Genomic DNA, 15,983 nt, shown 5'->3' with positions numbered 1-15,983 from the left:
TGGCTGCGCTGATGGCACCCCGGGCATGGCTGGGTCATGCTGAGGTTGATCTCAGGGAGAGCAGACATGAAAAACAGTGGACCACGGGAAAAACTGCAGAAGCTGGGCGCGCATGCCCTCAGCGATACCGAACTGCTGGCCATTTTTCTCCGCACCGGCTCGCCCGGGCAGAACGTCATTGAGCTGGCCGGACAGATGCTGCAGGAGTTTGGCTCGCTTTATCAGCTGATGACATCGGGCAAGGCGGCTTTCAGTAACATAAAAGGCGTTGGTGATGCCAAACTGGCCCAGCTGCACGCGATTGCCGAACTGGCGAAGCGTTTCTTCGCCAGCAAGCTGGCGCGCGAAAGCGTGATGGAAAATCCCCAGATCACCCGCCAGTATCTGCAAAGTTTATTAGCCCATCAGGAGCGCGAGATCTTTATGGCGCTCTTTCTGGATAATCAGCACCGGGTGCTGCGGGCACAAAAAATGTTCTCGGGGTCGATTAACAGTGTGGAAGTGCACCCACGCGAGATCGTCCGGGAGGCGCTGAAGCTCAACGCCGCCGCGCTGATTCTGGCGCATAATCATCCGTCGGGCATGGCGGAACCGAGCCGGGCTGACCGCCAGGTAACCCATAAAGTCAGCGAAGCCTGCCAGCTTCTCGACATCCGCCTGCTCGATCATCTGGTGATAGGTCATGGCGAATATGTCTCCTTTGCTGAGCGGGGATGGCTCTGATAGCGGGAAAATTCGCGCCAGGTGGCGGCTTTTTGCCCGATCATTCGGGATCTTTATCTGTTCGGGACTTGAGCACTTGGGCTGAGCGGCGTATACTACGCCACCTTTGAGAATCTCGGGTTTGGCGGTTAGGCCAGCTTAGCGGGTTCCATGGAACTCGCCTGGCGGGCTGCAAGCCTGACGAGGCGGCCAAAACCTAATTTTTAAAGCTCGAGCTGATTTGATTTTTGGAGAATAGACATGTCACGAGTCTGCCAGGTAACTGGAAAGCGTCCGGTGACCGGTAACAACCGTTCCCACGCAATGAACGCGACGAAACGCCGTTTCCTTCCGAACCTGCACTCACACCGTTTTTGGGTTGAGAGCGAGAAGCGCTTCGTTACTCTGCGTGTATCTGTAAAAGGTATGCGTATTATTGATAAAAAGGGCATTGATACGGTGTTAGCCGACATGCGTGCCCGTGGTGAGAAGTACTAAGAGTACTAAGGAACTGAATCATGGCTAAAGGTATTCGTGAGAAGATCAAGCTGGTTTCCTCTGCTGGTACAGGTCACTTCTATACCACCACGAAGAACAAACGTACTAAACCAGAGAAGCTGGAACTGAAAAAGTTCGATCCGGTTGTACGTCAGCATGTGATCTACAAAGAAGCTAAAATTAAGTAATTTTAGTGTTCTGCTAAAAACCCGGCTCCGGCCGGGTTTTTTGTTTGTGTAAAACGCTGAGGAGAGGGTATGCCAGAGTTGCCAGAGGTTGAAACCAGCCGCCGCGGTATTGAGCCGCATTTGGTGGGTGAAACCATCCTTCACGCCGTGGTGCGTAATTCCCGTCTGCGCTGGCCTGTTTCACAGGAGATCCATGCGCTGAGCGATCAGCCGGTGCTCAGCGTGCAGCGCCGGGCTAAATATCTGCTGCTGGAGCTGCCGCATGGCTGGATCATTATCCACCTGGGCATGTCCGGCAGCCTGCGCGTGCTGCCGGAAGAGCGGCCTGCGGAGAAGCATGACCATGTTGATTTGGTGATGAGCAACGGCAAAGTGCTGCGCTACACCGATCCGCGGCGTTTTGGTGCCTGGCTCTGGAGCAGCGAACTGGCAGGCAGCAGCGTGCTGGCGCATCTGGGACCGGAGCCACTGAGCGACCAGTTTGACGCGGCTTACCTGTTTGAGAAGTCACGCGGCAAGCGAACGGTGATTAAGCAGTGGCTGATGGATAACAAAGTCGTGGTGGGGGTGGGCAACATCTACGCCAGCGAGTCACTGTTTACCGCCGGGATCCTGCCCGATCGTGCCGCCGGCAGTCTGTCGCAGGCGGAAGCAGAGCTGCTGGTCAACACCATCAAGGCGGTGCTGTTACGTTCCATTGAGCAGGGCGGAACCACGCTGCGGGACTTCTTACAGAGCGACGGTAAACCGGGCTATTTTGCGCAGCAGCTGCAGGTCTATGGCCGGGCAGGTGAGCCCTGCCGGGCCTGCGGGACACCCATTATCAGCGGCAGGCATGGGCAGCGCAGCACCTACTGGTGCCCCCGCTGCCAGCACTAAGCCAGCTTAGCCAGCAATGCCTGATGGACGGGCGCGGACAGGAAGGCGGAGACATCACCGCCGTGACGCGCCACCTCTTTGACCAGCGAAGAGGAGATAAACGAGAAGCCCTCAGACGGCATCAGGAAAACGCTCTCCAGCGTCGGCAGCAGGTGACGATTCATCTGCGCCAGCTGCATTTCATACTCAAAGTCTGACACCGCACGCAATCCGCGCACCAGCACATTCGCCTGCTGGTCTCGCGCAAAATTGGCCATCAGGTCGCTGAATCCTACCACCTTAACGTTGGGCAGATGGGCCATCATCTCACTCGCCAGCGCCACGCGCTCCTCCAGACTGAACAGCGGCTTTTTGCTGGGGCTGGCGGCAACGGCCAGAATAACCTGATCAAACATCTGTGCGGCCCGCGTCACGATGTCGAGATGGCCAAGGGTGACAGGATCAAATGTTCCGGGATAGATGGCTTTCGTGCTCATACCTGCCCTTTTTTCGCAGCCTGATTCAGCGCCCAGAGGGCGGCATATTTGTTAAAGGTATATTGTGCGTTGACCACCGCCAGTATCCAGCCCTGCTTTCCGTCGAGAAAACCGGCGCGCAGCAGCAGCGTTTTCACAAACGCGCCCAGCGTATGACCGAACAGCGAGAACAGACCGCAACGCTTACCACGCTGGTGGCGTTCCGTGGCCCAGGCTTCGGCATAGGCCAGTTGCTTACGCTGAAAAGCGATCAGATCGCGGCAGGTCAGATGCTGTAAATCGCCGGGTAACGCCACCACCGGTGCGCCGTCACGCTGCAGCGATTCATGCACCAGATTATCATTGTAGCGAAAGGTGCGCGGATAGAGCCGCATCACGCGGTCAGGGTACCAGCCGCTGTGGCGCATAAAGCGCCCCAGAAACAGATTGCTGCGACTCAGGCTGTAAATCGTGCGGCCCGGCGGCGCGATAAGCACCTGCTCAATCGCCGCGCGCAGTTCCGGTGTGACGCGCTCATCGGCATCGATCATCAGAATCATATCGCCGGTGGCATAGTGCTGCGCGCGCTGTCGCTGGATACCATACCCCTGCCAGTCATCGCTGTGGTAGACCTTCGCGCCAGCCTGCGTGGCGATATCGGCACTGTTATCGTGACTGCCTGAATCCAGCACGATAATCTCATCCGCCCAGCTGACTGAAGCCAGACAGTCGGGCAGCAGTTCCGCTTCATTTTTAGCGATCATAACGACTGAAAGACGCTGGCGTGCTGACATCAGTGAGCCCGTGGAGGTAAATGCGGTTCAAGTAACTGGAGCAGACGCTGTAACGCACCCTGGTTCTGGTGCAGCACGTCCACGGCATGACGGCCGTAATAACGACGATAGTCATCATCCTGCAACAGGTTGGTGACCTCTTTTTCCAGCGAGAACACGTCGGTGACAGTAATCAGTCCCTGGCCTTCCTGCAATTTGCCGCAGATATCTTTGAAGTTCCAGATATGTGGCCCCATCAGAACCGGAATCGCGTGCGCTGCAGGCTCCAGCGGATTGTGTCCGCCGCGCTCCACCAGGCTGCCGCCGACAAACGCCAGATCGGCAATGCCGTAAAGCAGCATCAGTTCACCCATCGAGTCGCCGATGACCACCTGGGTGGAGCCCGAGGGGATCTCGCCGCTGCTGCGCAGAATAAAGCTGAAGCCGCGCGACTGGGTCAGTTCACGCGCATCGTTAAAGCGCTCAGGATGACGCGGAACCAGAATCAGCAGCAGATCAGGGAATGTCTGCAGCAGGCGGCGGTGGGCATCCAGCACAATGGCCTCTTCGCCTTCGTGGGTGCTGGTGGCAATCCAGACCGGACGGCGTGGCGCCCACTGGCGACGCAGCGTGACGGCTCTGGCGGCCAGTTCTGGCGTGACAGAAATATCAAACTTCAGGCTGCCGGTGATCGCCAGCTGAGAGCGTTTCAGGCCCAGCTCCAGGAAGCGGTCGCCATCTTCACTATTCTGCGCTGCTATCAGCGTGATGCTCTGCAACAGCCTGCGCATGAATTTACCCAGCTTGCGATAGCCTTTGGCGGATCGGGCTGAGAGACGCGCGTTGGCGATCACCAGCGGAATGTTACGCTGATGCAGAATGCGGATGATGTTCGGCCACAGCTCGGTTTCCATGATGATCACCAGCCGGGGGTTGACCGTGTCCAGAAAACGATTAATCGATCCGGGCAGATCGTAAGGCAGATAGACGTGGTGCACATCTTTGCCAAAGGCTGACTGTGCACGCTCAGAGCCGGTTGGCGTCATGGTCGTGACGGTAATCGGCAGGGTCGGGTAACGATGACGCAGCGCGCGCACCAGCGGCACCGCGGCCAGGGTTTCCCCCACGGAAACCGAATGCAGCACAATGCCGTCGGGCTTCACTTTGCCAACGCAATAGCCATAGCGCTCCGCCCAGCGTTTGCGATACGCCGGTGCTTTACGACCGCGCAGCCACAGGCGCAGCCAAATCAGTGGCTGAATAAAGTAGAGCAATGCGGTGTAAATGGTCGTCATAGTTACCGTTACAGCAGGTTCGCGTCTAAAAACAGGTTAAAATCAGATGGCGGCATGTTATCAGAAACCCCGCATGCACTCATCCCGGATTGTCAGTTGGTACTCAATACCTGTTGATAAAGCGAAGTCAGCGCCTGTGCCAGCCGTTGCGGGCTATAGGGTTCAACTTTACGCCGGGCCGCATCACCCATGCGTGAATCTTCCGTCAGCGGCGGAATGGCGCAAACGGCCTGATTTAATCCGTTGATATCCAGCGCATCACAGACGAAGCCCTCCTGACCGGCGGTAATAAACTCAGCCCCCCCGCAGCCGGTGCTGGTAATAACCGGCAGGCCGCAGGCCATCGCCTCCAGCACCACGTTAGGAAAAGGATCGTAGAGCGTGGGCAGCAGCAGGCCGTCCGCCGCGTGATAAAACGGCTGCACATCCTGCTGTACGCCAACAAAGCGCAGGCGATCCAGGCAGTTCAGCTGGTTAGCCAGCTGCTGATAACGCTGCAGCTGTTTATCCTGACCCACCACAATCAGGTAACGGTCACTGGCGGCCAGCGCCTGAATCGCTGCTTTCAGCCCTTTACGCTCAAAGCCGGAACCGACGTAAATCAGTACGGTGGCCGCATCCGGCAGCCCCAGCTGCTGGCGGGTCGCATGGCGGGTCGCTTCCGTGGCAGGCTGAAAACGACGGGCATCGATAGCGTTATGGATGACGTGAATTTTTCCGGCGTCGAGTGAGAAACAGCGCAGGATATCGCGCTTAACCATCTCAGAATTGCAGATCACCGCTTTCAGCGTCGGCGAATTAAACATCTCCGCTTCCGCCTGCAGAACGTAGCGATGATAGGGACTGAGGGTTGCGCTCAGTCGTTGCCACGGTGAGACGATGCGGGCGCGCTGCTCCAGCCAGACGCGATGCACGCCATCACCCGCGCGAAAGATGTCACAGCCAGCGATGCGTTCATGACTCTGCACAATATCGAACTTTTCACGCTCCCAGCAGGCGCGTGCGGCACGGGCAAAGCCGCGCTCGCGGGAAACCCTGCCCAGCTTTGCAGGATTACAGATATGGAGATGCCAGTCCGGATTGGGCGTGCCCTGCCAGCTGCGGGTAATGATGTTGAGATCGAGCTGTTCGCTGCCCAGGGCTTCCAGCGCACGGGAGATAAAACGCTCAGCACCGCCATCCGGCCGGTATTTCTGCCGGACAATCGCCAGCCTTAACTTACTCATTCAGGAAGCTCCTCGCCGCCGCGACCACATCCTTCACCGGAATGGCTGACAGATAACGCTGATCCGTTCGGGTGTCGATAGAATCGGGTGAGGGCAGTGGGCCATAATCCCCCGCCCAGATGACATGGTTGTTGTTTCCCCATGGCCGCCAGTGCTGCAGCTTGGTCGGGCCAAACAGGGCGATACAGGGCGTTTCCAGCGCTGCCGCCATGTGCATCGGCGCGGAATCGACCCCGATAAACAGCGTGGCGTGATCGATAAGCGCCGCCAGCTGCGGCAGCGTAAACTGACCCGCCAGCGACACGACATCCGGCGAGGCGCACAGCGCGCGGATGCGGTTGATCATCGCCAGCTCCTGTTTGTCCGGCCCGGCGGTCAGCACCACCTTCCGTCCAGCCCGTGCCAGCTCATCGACCGTGGCGGCCACGCTCTCCTCTTCCCAGCATTTAAAGCCCCAGCGTGAGGTAGGCTGAACCACGATATAGGGGGTGGTCACCTGATGTTCTGACAGGCGGGTCAGCACGATCTGCTGGTCAGCGTCACTGTAGTGCATCGAAACGCGCGCATTGTCGCTGCTGATACCGAGCGGGGCCAGGGCGGACATGTTCTGCTCAACGGTATGCAGTCTGCTGTGATTATGCGTCGGGACCAGCCGGTTGTGACACCAGCGCCACAGGACGTTATCGCGTTTTTTAAAGGCGAAACCAATGCGCACCGGCGCAGCGGAGAGCCGGGTGATCAGCGCCGCACGCCACTGGTCTGCCAGATTAATCACCAGGTCATAATGGGCGTCACGTATGGCACGGATTAATGCCCGTTCATGGCCCAGCTTGCGCAAGGTGCCCTCCTGCTTCCATTTCCGGTCGATGACGTGCAGATGGCGGATAGCCGGATGCGCTTCCAGCATCGGGCGTGTCTCCTGATAGAGCAACACGTCGATGCTGGCCTGCGGATAACGCGCATGCAGCGCATTGATGGCGGGCGTGGTGAGCAGCATGTCGCCATGATGGCGCAGCTTAATCAGTAAAATACGTTTTGGAGAGATGTTTGCTGGAGTCAGGCTGGCCATAAACAAAGGTTCTCAGATTTCAGTGAACCGATTGTAGGGCAAACGCTTTTTAGGATAAAGCCAGCCTCAGGGGTTATTTATCGCGCCAGCGATAGAGCCGTCCCAGCCACAGCAGTAACTGATACCACTGCTTAATGCCGCGGGCGTTGCGTAACATGCGCCGGTGTGTCCGGGTCGCGAACAGATCGGCGATGATCGCCTGGCGTGCGCGGGCATCAGGCTCACGTCTCACGCTATGGCAGACACTGAGCGCTTCATGCGTCACCTGAGCGTGAAACGACGGGTAGATCCGCACGCGGTCACGATAGCGGATATTAATCTCTTCCAGCAGCCGCGCAATCTTCAGGTAGTGGCGCTGATATTCGACGTTGCGCTCGCCGGTGCGTTTGCGGTTACTGATCGACGCGTCATGCATATAGTAGCGGTAGAGCACCGCATCGGTGTAACGCACGCGTTTTGCCAGCAGCATAAACTCGGTGGTCCAGGGAATATCCTGATGATGCAGGCCCGGCTCGAACTGCAACTGATGCTGCTCGATTAGCGACCGGCGGTAGATGCCCAGCCAGACCACATGCATATAGCGGCGGGTTTTCAGCGCGGTATTGAGCCAGTCAGCGCCGCTCAGCACCGGCGTGCTGCGCAGGCGATCCAGTGGTATCAGGGGTTTTACCCGCTGGCTGTGTTTGAAAAACCATTCGGCGTTGCACTGTGCCGCATCCAGATTGTCCGTTTCCGCCAGCGTCACCAGCGTCTGGTACATCCCGGGCTGCATGGTGTCATCCGCATCCGGAAAGGTGACATATTTGCCGCGCGCTATCGCCAGCCCGGCGTTACGGGCACGCGACACGCCGCCATTTTCCTGATGAATCACGCGAATGTGGGAGTGATGTTCTGCATAGTGGTCAGCGCGCTCGCTTGAGCCGTCAGTAGAACCATCATCGACGATGATGATCTCCAGCGAGGTCAGCGTCTGCGCCAGCAGTGCCTGCATGAACTCATCAAACATGCTGCCCGCATTGTACATCGGGGTAATGATACTCAGCAGAGGAGAAGTACTCATGACAATATCTGCACCAGCATTCTGTTCACTGTCAAAGGGCGTTGCCTCGTCATAAATCATTTCCAAATCAGCAGAATGGCATACATTAATCCACGATTATAAAACGGTGTCGCCTCCCTGCTTCACGAAAAACCACGCGCGCGCGTAATAATGCACTATCTGCCTCTTTTTTACGCAACGCGGCCGCGCCGGTAAACAGCATAGTGTGCCTGGGGTTTATCAGCAGCATTTTAAAAAGGATCTGGCAGACAACGGCGGGGGCACTGACGAAGAGGGCGGCGCGGCAGTCACCGCGCCCGGATCGGTTTGACAGGTGGAGAGCGCTGACTAAAAAAATTTGAGCCTGACGTAATGCATCATCCAGCTCACGCTTTCTGCATACTGCTTCTGATGCCACTTGATACGGGCAAAGCGCTTCATCTCTTTATAATGTCTGGGTAAATCAAGCGGCTGAGAAGCCCAGGGCGAGCGCTGGTAATAGCTGTAGTAGAGCAGGGACAGGTCGCTGCCGGCCCAGGCATGCCAGGGCTTACACTTACCGGTGTAGTGAATCATCACGGTGTCAGCGGGTACGCGGGAGTGGTCCCAGACCTTGTTCGCGATGATGTCGTAGATATAGTTGTAGCGATCCGGCAGGATCAGCACCTCATCCTCCAGCACAATATTCAGCGCATCCTGGTCAGGAAAACCGAACGCTGCGCCCCGGGTCACCAGAACCTCAGTAATCCGCGCGGTAGTCTGCCTGGCGAGCCAGCGTGGAATATTGATCAGCATAAAGCCGGAGTTGAAATAGTCATGGCGCTGCAGCCCGAGTCGCGCGCACTGGTTATGACGCGCACGCGGGGTGTCGTTGCAGGCTGCCAGCGTGTAGTCCGTGATATCCAGCGTGAACAGAGGAGAGTAATCGCCGACGACCAGCGTGTCCGCATCAATGTAGATTACCCGATCGCTGTAGCGCGCCACCGTTTCAGGGATCAGAAAGCGGTAATGGATACTTTTGGGATAGCGCCCGACCGCCGGCAACTGATCGACCCAGGCACTGTTAAAAATATGCAGAGTGATGGCCAGACGATAGCCCGACGCCATTGAGCGCAGCTTTTCCACATCCTCTTCCTGCAGCGAGTCAGAGAAAATATGGGCGTGGAAAGCGGTGTCGGGGTGATGGCTGAGAAGTGAAAACAACGTAATACCCAGACCACGCGCGTAAGCGTGGTTGATGCCAAACGCAACGTGAACCGGATTATCATCCGCATCCGCAAGCGTGTTGACCAGCAGCTGACTTTGCTGAACGGCATCAGCAAGAGGGGTAATTGCCATTACGCTTCACTATTCCAGATTATGAGTAATAAACGTTTGTATTCTAGTCAGTTTGTCGGCATCCAGCCCGAATAATTTTTCAGCGGGCTGATCAAACTTAAATCGCGTGGCAAAAACAAAGGTCGATGCGGCGATATTGTCCGGTCCGATAAACAGGACATTATTAACCGGGCGCTGTTCCCTGATCTCACAGGGGCCATAGAGCATAATGACCGGTATCTGTCGGGCGTCAGCAATATAAGCATTACCGGAATCCGATGAAATATAAAAATCCATCTGCGAGATGGCCCATGGCACCTCTTCCAGCTTCAGCGCGCCAATCAGGCTGACAATATTCTCCTGCGGGCCGGTCAGGCTCAGTAATTCATCCAGCCACGGCTGCTCGGCTGGTGGACCAAAGACATAAAAGGTGCAGGGCAGCTCAGCCAGCGACGCCATCAGCTGCTGCCAGATGGCGGCAGGAATGGTTTTGGCCCGATTCCCGGCAGAAATGCTGATACCGATTTTAATCCCGCTGCGCGGATGCAGCAGCGCGGCGGGAGGCGCAGGCGGCTGCCAGAGCGGTGACGTAGCGTGCTTGGGAAAATCGGTGTAGCGGTAGTCCCGATTAATCAGCTTCAGATAGCTGTCGAGCGTCAAATCCGTTTTTGCGTGGTCGACGATGCCACTGGCGCTGCGATAGAAGATCGCATGATAGGATTTACGCACATAGGTGCGCAGAAACTGTTTGTTCGGTGCGTTGCACAGCGCCGCAAAAAAGAGGTTAACGCTGTTGGGCTGAACCAGATAAACATGGTCATAACGGTTCATTAGCGTAAAGGCGAGTCTGAGTTTGGCAAAAAAGCTGCGCTTCGCCTCTTCAATCAGAAAATAGCGGCTGACCGTGTCATCGTGACGCGCCAGCGGCTCTACCGATTTGCTGATCAGCAGTTCAGACTGACCCAGGGCGCGCAGCATCGGGGTGATGTTAATAAAATCCCCGATCTTCGCCGTCTGAATCACCAGACTGCGGCCGGTGGGCCGGTAAAAGAGCCGCATCAGGGTGCGGAAAGGCAGCAGCAGCAGATAGATCAGCACATAGTTCATGGCGCATTTTTCCCGATAACGGCCTGCAGTTTCTCTGCCACGGCGCCAGCTGTCAGCTCCGCCAGATTGTGATTCGGGGCGCTCAGCGCCTGTTGGTTCTGCCCGTAGCCGCCAATCAGACCCGGATCGGTCGGGCCATACAGCGTGAGATTAGGACGATCCAGTGCGGCGGTCAGATGGCTTAAACCGGTATCCACAGAGACCACCGCGCGTGCACCTGCCAGCTGTCGGGCGATCGCTTCCAGCGTCAGCTTAGGCAGCACCTCGACATGCTCAAAACCTTCAGCCAGGCGCAGCGCACGCTGATGCTCATGTTCGGCACCCCAGGGCAGCTTCACCCGCAATCCGCTGGGCTGCATCTGCTCAATCAGCTGTCGCCAGTGGGATTCCGGCCAGTGCTTGTTGTCACGCGTTGTGGCATGCAGAAAGACCAGATAGTGATGCGCATCTGCGGACAGATGATGCAGGAAATGCCCGGCAATCGCGTAGTCACCCTGGGTTTGCGGCTTTTCATAGCCCAGGCTTTTGGCGAACAGCTCGCGCGTCCGCTCAACGGCGTGCTGGCGTTTGCTGATCTCATGGCGGACGTCATACCACCAGCTGGCAAAAGGTTCACGCGCGCTGCGGCTATCCTGCCCGTGCTTTACCCCTTTGGATAAACGGGTCACCAGCGCGGCGCTTTTGATCAGCCCCTGGGCATCAATCACGATATCGTACTCGCGCGACTGTAACGCGCGCTTAAACTGCACGCGCTCTTCACGCTGCTGACTGCCAAACCAGTGTTTGCGCCAGCGGCGAATCGCGACCGGTAACACCTGATCCACGGCAGGGTGCCAGCCAGGGATCTGGGCGAAATTCTCTTCCACTACCCAGTCAAAACGGATGCCGGGAATGGCATGCATCGCATCGGTCAGAGCCGGCAGCGAATGCAGCACATCCCCCATTGAGGACGTTTTAACAATCAGGACGTGCATGGCACCTCCTGCGGCGCAAGGAGCTCATTCAGCGTCTGAAGAACGCGCTCAGGCTGAATATCAATCAGGCTCTGGTGATACCCCTGTTCGGCATCGCCCTTACGCACTTTGTGATAGCCGGTAATCAGGCGAATAATGCGCGCCTGGCGGGCCAGCGGTGGCGTAAAGTCAGGGCTGCTGGGTCCATAGAGTGCCACCAGCGGACGATCCAGCGCGGCGGCGATGTGCATCAGGCCGGAGTCGTTACTGACCACGGCGCGGCATTGCGCCAGCAGGATGACCGCCTGCTCCAGCTGGGTTTCACCCGCCAGATTGCGGCAGTGGCTGCGACTCTCTTCCGGCAGTGCCGCGATGATCTCTTCACCGGTCGGGCGATCTTTGGCGGAACCAAACAGCAGGATCTGAAAGCCTTCGGCGATCAGCTGGCGGGCCAGGGCGGCGTAGTGGTAGTGCGGCCAGCGTTTAGCCGGGCCAAATTCCGCGCCCGGACAAAAACCGATGATCGGACGCGTTGCGGTGAGCTGAAACTGTGCGGCCGTTTCCCGCATCTCCCGCTCTTCAACCTGCAACTTGGGCCACAGGAGCGGCTGCGGCAGCTGCGCCGCCGAGGCGACAGGCGTGTCGTAGCCCAGCGCCACGTAGCGCTCAACCATCAGCGGGAACGCGGCTTTATCCAGCACCCGCAGATCGTTCAGCAGGCCATAGCGCATCTCCCCCCGCCAGCCGACGCGGCGTGGGATGCCGGCAAAGAAGGGAACCAGCGCCGACTTAAAGGAGTTAGGCAGCACGTAGGCCCGGTCATAATGGCTGTCGCGCAGTGCCTTGCCCAGCCGGCGACGCTCGCCAAGTTCCAGCGCGCCATGGCCCAGGGGCATGGCCAGCGCCTGACTGACCTCCGGCATGCGTGACAGCAGGGGACGGCACCATGCCGGTGCCATCACGTCTATCACCGCATCGGGATGTTCGGCCTTGAGGGTGCGATAGAGACTTTGCGACATCATCATATCGCCGACCCACGACGGGCCGATTACCAGAATTTTCATCGCCGGAGCAGCTTCCTTTATGCGTTGCGATTCAGCCAGACCATATAGTCAGCGACGCCCTGCGCCACCGTTTTAAACGGCTTGTCATAGCCCGCGGCACGCAGCTTCGTGAGATCGGCCTGGGTGTAAGCCTGATAACGGCCTTTGAGTTTTTCCGGGAACGGGATGTACTCAATCTGCCCTTTCTGATGAAACTTCAGCACGGCGTCGGCCACTTCCTGGAACGATTCGGCGCGGCCTGTGCCACAGTTGTAGATCCCGGAGACGCCGTTTTCCCAGCACCACAGGTTTACGGCTGCCACATCATCAACGTGGATGAAATCGCGTTTGAAGCCGTCACTGCCTTCAAACAGTTTTGGATTTTCATCGTTGCTGATCTGGGTGTTCAGATGGAACGCCACGCTTGCCATGCTGCCTTTATGGCCTTCACGCGGCCCATAGACGTTGAAGTAGCGGAAGCCACACACCGGCGAGTTCGCTTCCGGCAGCATCTGACGAACATAGTGGTCGAACAGCATTTTGGAGTAGCCATACACATTCAGCGGCTGCTCATACTGACGCTCTTCGATGAAGTTTTCATTGCGGCCGCCGTAGGTCGCTGCAGAAGAGGCGTAAAGGAACGGGATCTCGCGCTCCAGGCAGTAGTGCAGCAGCTCTTTGGAGTACTGATAGTTGTTCTCCATCATGTACTTGCCATCCCACTCGGTCGTGGAGGAGCAGGCACCCTGATGGAATACCGCTTCAATCGGGCCTAAATCGTCGCCCGCGATCACGCTCATCAGAAACTCTTCTTTGTCCATGTAATCGACGATATCCAGGTCGACTAAATTGGCAAACTTAGTGCCATCCTTCAGATTATCCACCACCAGAATGTCGGTGTGACCGCGATCGTTCAGCGCTTTGACGATGTTGCTGCCAATCATTCCTGCGCCGCCAGTTACGATAATCATGTTGTTACCTTCAATGTTGTGGGGTGAAACAGGAGGTTTCACACACGAATACCTCACATCATAACATTTCATCAGGGTGCAGACAGCCAGATGACTCTGTAACGCCAGGGAGCTACCACCTCGCGGCGTGAACTATGCTGCAAAAATGACATTCTGTTGGGCGTTTTATCGTGAAGAAGCGGCCTGTTCAGTAAGATATGCCAGGTTTTTGCCATCTGAGGAGAGCAATGATGCCTGCGCAATTTTATCAACAACTTCGTCAGCAACTCGATGATGCACGTCAGGAAGGGCTGTTTAAACAGGAGCGGATCCTCACCTCTGCCCAGCAGACAGAGATAGCGGTAGGTCACGGTCCGGCAGTGATTAACTTTTGCGCCAACAACTATCTGGGGCTGGCCAATCATCCGGCACTGATTCAGGCCGCGAAGGCGGGGATGGATTCGCACGGCTTTGGCATGGCGTCGGTGCGCTTTATCTGTGGCACGCAGGACAGCCATAAGCAGCTGGAAAAGCGGCTGGCCGCGTTTCTCGGTATGGAAGATGCCATTCTCTACTCCTCCTGCTTTGACGCCAACGGCGGCCTGTTTGAAACGCTGCTGGATGCGGAGGATGCCATTATTTCCGATGCGCTGAATCACGCCTCCATCATCGACGGCATCCGGCTCTGCAAAGCACAGCGCTACCGCTACGCGAATAACGATATGGCGGCGCTGCGGAACTGCCTGCAGCAGGCGCGTGATAAAGGCGCACGCCATATCCTTATCGCCACCGATGGCGTTTTCTCCATGGATGGGGTCATCGCCAATCTGTCCGCCATCTGCGACCTGGCTGAAGAGTTCTCTGCGCTGGTGATGGTGGATGATTCCCACGCGGTGGGTGTTGTCGGGAATGGCGGACGTGGCACCCACGAATATTGTGACGTGATGGGCCGGGTTGACATCATTACCGGCACGCTGGGCAAAGCGCTGGGCGGCGCCTCCGGTGGCTACACCGCAGCAAAAGCGGAAGTGGTGGAGTGGCTGCGCCAGCGTTCCCGTCCCTATCTCTTCTCCAACTCGCTGGCCCCGGCGATTGTGGCCGCCTCGCTGCGGGTGCTGGATCTGCTCAGCGAAGGCGATGGGCTGCGTCAGCGTCTCTGGGATAACGCCCGTTTCTTCCGGCAGCAGATGACCGCAGCGGGCTTTACGCTGGCCGGGGCCGATCACGCCATTATTCCGGTGATGCTGGGTGAGGCCAGCGTCGCGCAGCAGTTTGCCCACCTGCTGCAACAGGAAGGCATTTACGTTACCGGCTTCTTCTATCCGGTCGTGCCAAAAGGGCAGGCACGCATTCGCACGCAAATCTCTGCGGCACATACCCAGCAGCAGCTGGAACGTGCGGTGGCCGCCTTTACCCGTATCGGCAAACAGCTGGGCGTCATCGCCTGAGGAGTCCGTTATGAAAGCACTCGCCAAACTGAAGAGGGAAGCGGGCATCTGGATGGTGACTGATGCGCCGATTCCTGAGCCGGGCCACAACGACCTGCTGATTAAAATCCGTAAAACCGCTATCTGCGGTACCGATGTCCACATCTACAACTGGGATGACTGGTCGCGCAAAACCATTCCGGTGCCGATGATTGTCGGTCATGAATATGTGGGTGAAGTCGTAGCAACAGGTCAGGAGGTAAAGGGCTTCACGCCTGGCGATCGGGTGTCGGGAGAGGGGCATATCACCTGCGGGCATTGCCGCAACTGCCGCGCCGGGCGAACGCATCTGTGCCGGAACAGCATGGGCGTGGGCGTTAACCGTCAGGGCTGCTTTGCGGAATATCTGGTCATCCCGGCCTTTAACGCCTTCAGAATTCCCGACAACATTTCCGATGAGCTGGCCGCGATCTTTGACCCGTTTGGTAATGCCGTGCATACCGCGCTGTCGTTCGATCTGGTTGGCGAGGATGTGCTGATCTCCGGCGCGGGGCCTATCGGCATCATGGCCGCGGCGGTCTGTCGCCATGTCGGCGCGCGTAACGTCGTGATCACCGACATCAATGACTACCGACTGGCGCTGGCGCGAAAAATGGGCGTCACCCGCGCGGTCAATGTGGCCCATGAAAATCTGCGCGACGTCATGCATTCGCTGGGGATGACGGAAGGATTTGATGTCGGACTGGAGATGTCCGGTGCGCCTCCTGCGTTTCGCGCGCTGCTCGACGTAATGAATCACGGCGGGCGGATTGCCCTGCTGGGTATTCCGCCGGGTGAGATGGCTATCGACTGGAATCAGGTGATCTTCAAGGGGCTCTTTATCAAGGGCATTTATGGCCGGGAGATGTTTGAAACCTGGTACAAAATGGCGGCGCTGATCCAGTCCGGTCTCGACTTAACGCCGGTCATTACGCATCGCTATGGGATTGACGACTTCCAGCAGGGCTTTGATGAGATGCGTTCAGGACGCTCGGGAAAGGTAATACTGAGCTGGGATTAACA

General features: G+C 57.5%; 17 protein-coding genes. 6 read left to right on the top strand and 11 right to left on the bottom strand.

The features are described 5' to 3' along the window. Positions 1–66: 66 nt before the first annotated feature. From radC to mutM, 4 genes are all read left to right on the top strand, one after another. Positions 67–723: a RadC family protein gene (gene radC, locus AC6I7A_RS19145; protein ID WP_009088110.1), complete on the top strand. Its 657-nt coding sequence runs from the start codon at positions 67–69 to the stop codon at positions 721–723. Between the two features lie 240 nt (positions 724–963). Next, entirely contained in the window at positions 964–1,200 is a 237-nt protein-coding gene (rpmB, locus tag AC6I7A_RS19140; protein ID WP_006121249.1) for a 50S ribosomal protein L28, read from the top strand. 20 nt (positions 1,201–1,220) lie between these two features. Then, positions 1,221–1,388: a 50S ribosomal protein L33 gene (gene rpmG, locus AC6I7A_RS19135; protein WP_001051798.1), complete on the top strand. Its 168-nt coding sequence runs from the start codon at positions 1,221–1,223 to the stop codon at positions 1,386–1,388. 69 nt (positions 1,389–1,457) lie between these two features. Continuing rightward, positions 1,458–2,267 (top strand): bifunctional DNA-formamidopyrimidine glycosylase/DNA-(apurinic or apyrimidinic site) lyase, encoded by an 810-nt coding sequence (gene mutM / locus AC6I7A_RS19130; RefSeq protein WP_009088108.1) that lies wholly within the window; start codon positions 1,458–1,460, stop codon positions 2,265–2,267. Here the strand turns inward: mutM and coaD are convergent. The 11 genes from coaD to rfaD form a co-directional block, all read right to left on the bottom strand. Then, entirely contained in the window at positions 2,264–2,743 is a 480-nt protein-coding gene (gene coaD, locus AC6I7A_RS19125) for a pantetheine-phosphate adenylyltransferase (RefSeq protein ID WP_058957375.1), read from the bottom strand. The genes mutM and coaD overlap by 4 nt on opposite strands. Then, on the bottom strand, positions 2,740–3,516 hold the full coding sequence (locus AC6I7A_RS19120) for a glycosyltransferase family 2 protein (protein ID WP_058957374.1): 777 nt from the start codon (positions 3,514–3,516) through the stop codon (positions 2,740–2,742). The genes coaD and AC6I7A_RS19120 overlap by 4 nt, the downstream gene beginning before the upstream one ends. After that, entirely contained in the window at positions 3,516–4,790 is a 1,275-nt protein-coding gene (gene waaA / locus AC6I7A_RS19115; protein ID WP_009088102.1) for a lipid IV(A) 3-deoxy-D-manno-octulosonic acid transferase, read from the bottom strand. The genes AC6I7A_RS19120 and waaA overlap by 1 nt, the downstream gene beginning before the upstream one ends. Before the next feature lie 92 nt (positions 4,791–4,882). Continuing rightward, a complete protein-coding gene (locus AC6I7A_RS19110; protein WP_058957373.1) occupies positions 4,883–6,016 on the bottom strand; it encodes a glycosyltransferase family 4 protein in 1,134 nt (377 codons plus the stop codon). Next, the gene (rfaQ, locus tag AC6I7A_RS19105; RefSeq protein WP_058957372.1) at positions 6,009–7,085 is read right to left on the bottom strand and encodes a putative lipopolysaccharide heptosyltransferase III; all 1,077 of its coding nucleotides are present in this window, start codon (positions 7,083–7,085) and stop codon (positions 6,009–6,011) included. Before rfaQ ends, AC6I7A_RS19110 begins: the two co-directional genes overlap by 8 nt. 73 nt (positions 7,086–7,158) lie before the next feature. Then, positions 7,159–8,145, bottom strand: coding sequence for a glycosyltransferase (locus AC6I7A_RS19100; protein WP_230200853.1), 987 nt, complete (start codon positions 8,143–8,145; stop codon positions 7,159–7,161). 327 nt (positions 8,146–8,472) lie between these two features. After that, entirely contained in the window at positions 8,473–9,462 is a 990-nt protein-coding gene (locus AC6I7A_RS19095; RefSeq protein ID WP_058957370.1) for a glycosyltransferase family 8 protein, read from the bottom strand. A 9-nt stretch (positions 9,463–9,471) separates the two neighbouring features. Continuing rightward, positions 9,472–10,548: a glycosyltransferase family 9 protein gene (locus AC6I7A_RS19090; protein WP_009088095.1), complete on the bottom strand. Its 1,077-nt coding sequence runs from the start codon at positions 10,546–10,548 to the stop codon at positions 9,472–9,474. Further along, positions 10,545–11,522 (bottom strand): lipopolysaccharide heptosyltransferase RfaC, encoded by a 978-nt coding sequence (rfaC, locus tag AC6I7A_RS19085; protein ID WP_058957369.1) that lies wholly within the window; start codon positions 11,520–11,522, stop codon positions 10,545–10,547. The genes AC6I7A_RS19090 and rfaC overlap by 4 nt, the downstream gene beginning before the upstream one ends. Beyond that, positions 11,510–12,565, bottom strand: coding sequence for an ADP-heptose--LPS heptosyltransferase RfaF (gene rfaF, locus AC6I7A_RS19080; RefSeq protein WP_009088091.1), 1,056 nt, complete (start codon positions 12,563–12,565; stop codon positions 11,510–11,512). The genes rfaC and rfaF overlap by 13 nt, the downstream gene beginning before the upstream one ends. A gap of 17 nt (positions 12,566–12,582) precedes the next feature. Beyond that, positions 12,583–13,515: an ADP-glyceromanno-heptose 6-epimerase gene (gene rfaD / locus AC6I7A_RS19075; RefSeq protein ID WP_009088090.1), complete on the bottom strand. Its 933-nt coding sequence runs from the start codon at positions 13,513–13,515 to the stop codon at positions 12,583–12,585. A 230-nt stretch (positions 13,516–13,745) separates the two neighbouring features. Here rfaD and AC6I7A_RS19070 point away from each other — a divergent pair, with 230 nt between their 5' ends. Together AC6I7A_RS19070 and tdh are read left to right on the top strand one after the other, a co-directional pair. Continuing rightward, entirely contained in the window at positions 13,746–14,942 is a 1,197-nt protein-coding gene (locus AC6I7A_RS19070) for a glycine C-acetyltransferase (RefSeq protein WP_058957368.1), read from the top strand. Between the two features lie 10 nt (positions 14,943–14,952). After that, positions 14,953–15,981 (top strand): L-threonine 3-dehydrogenase, encoded by a 1,029-nt coding sequence (gene tdh, locus AC6I7A_RS19065; protein WP_058957367.1) that lies wholly within the window; start codon positions 14,953–14,955, stop codon positions 15,979–15,981. The last annotated feature ends 2 nt before the right edge of the window (positions 15,982–15,983 follow it).

The organism is Type-F symbiont of Plautia stali (assembly GCF_059731105.1).
The sequence above is the reverse complement of the archived record's forward strand: the minus strand, read 5'-3'. Positions and strand labels throughout refer to the sequence as shown.

Excerpts from the sequence above, each read along its gene's own strand:
- waaA (WP_009088102.1), bottom strand. The coding sequence starts at position 4,790 with ATGACGACCATTTACACCGCATTGCTCTACTTTATTCAGCCACTGATT.
- rfaD (WP_009088090.1), bottom strand. The coding sequence starts at position 13,515 with ATGATTATCGTAACTGGCGGCGCAGGAATGATTGGCAGCAACATCGTC.
- AC6I7A_RS19095 (WP_058957370.1), bottom strand. The coding sequence starts at position 9,462 with ATGGCAATTACCCCTCTTGCTGATGCCGTTCAGCAAAGTCAGCTGCTG.
- AC6I7A_RS19110 (WP_058957373.1), bottom strand. The coding sequence starts at position 6,016 with ATGAGTAAGTTAAGGCTGGCGATTGTCCGGCAGAAATACCGGCCGGAT.
- AC6I7A_RS19120 (WP_058957374.1), bottom strand. The coding sequence starts at position 3,516 with ATGTCAGCACGCCAGCGTCTTTCAGTCGTTATGATCGCTAAAAATGAA.
- tdh (WP_058957367.1), top strand. The coding sequence starts at position 14,953 with ATGAAAGCACTCGCCAAACTGAAGAGGGAAGCGGGCATCTGGATGGTG.
- radC (WP_009088110.1), top strand. The coding sequence starts at position 67 with ATGAAAAACAGTGGACCACGGGAAAAACTGCAGAAGCTGGGCGCGCAT.
- coaD (WP_058957375.1), bottom strand. The coding sequence starts at position 2,743 with ATGAGCACGAAAGCCATCTATCCCGGAACATTTGATCCTGTCACCCTT.
- AC6I7A_RS19100 (WP_230200853.1), bottom strand. The coding sequence starts at position 8,145 with ATGAGTACTTCTCCTCTGCTGAGTATCATTACCCCGATGTACAATGCG.
- rpmG (WP_001051798.1), top strand. The coding sequence starts at position 1,221 with ATGGCTAAAGGTATTCGTGAGAAGATCAAGCTGGTTTCCTCTGCTGGT.
- rpmB (WP_006121249.1), top strand. The coding sequence starts at position 964 with ATGTCACGAGTCTGCCAGGTAACTGGAAAGCGTCCGGTGACCGGTAAC.
- AC6I7A_RS19070 (WP_058957368.1), top strand. The coding sequence starts at position 13,746 with ATGCCTGCGCAATTTTATCAACAACTTCGTCAGCAACTCGATGATGCA.
- mutM (WP_009088108.1), top strand. The coding sequence starts at position 1,458 with ATGCCAGAGTTGCCAGAGGTTGAAACCAGCCGCCGCGGTATTGAGCCG.
- rfaQ (WP_058957372.1), bottom strand. The coding sequence starts at position 7,085 with ATGGCCAGCCTGACTCCAGCAAACATCTCTCCAAAACGTATTTTACTG.
- rfaF (WP_009088091.1), bottom strand. The coding sequence starts at position 12,565 with ATGAAAATTCTGGTAATCGGCCCGTCGTGGGTCGGCGATATGATGATG.
- AC6I7A_RS19090 (WP_009088095.1), bottom strand. The coding sequence starts at position 10,548 with ATGAACTATGTGCTGATCTATCTGCTGCTGCTGCCTTTCCGCACCCTG.
- rfaC (WP_058957369.1), bottom strand. The coding sequence starts at position 11,522 with ATGCACGTCCTGATTGTTAAAACGTCCTCAATGGGGGATGTGCTGCAT.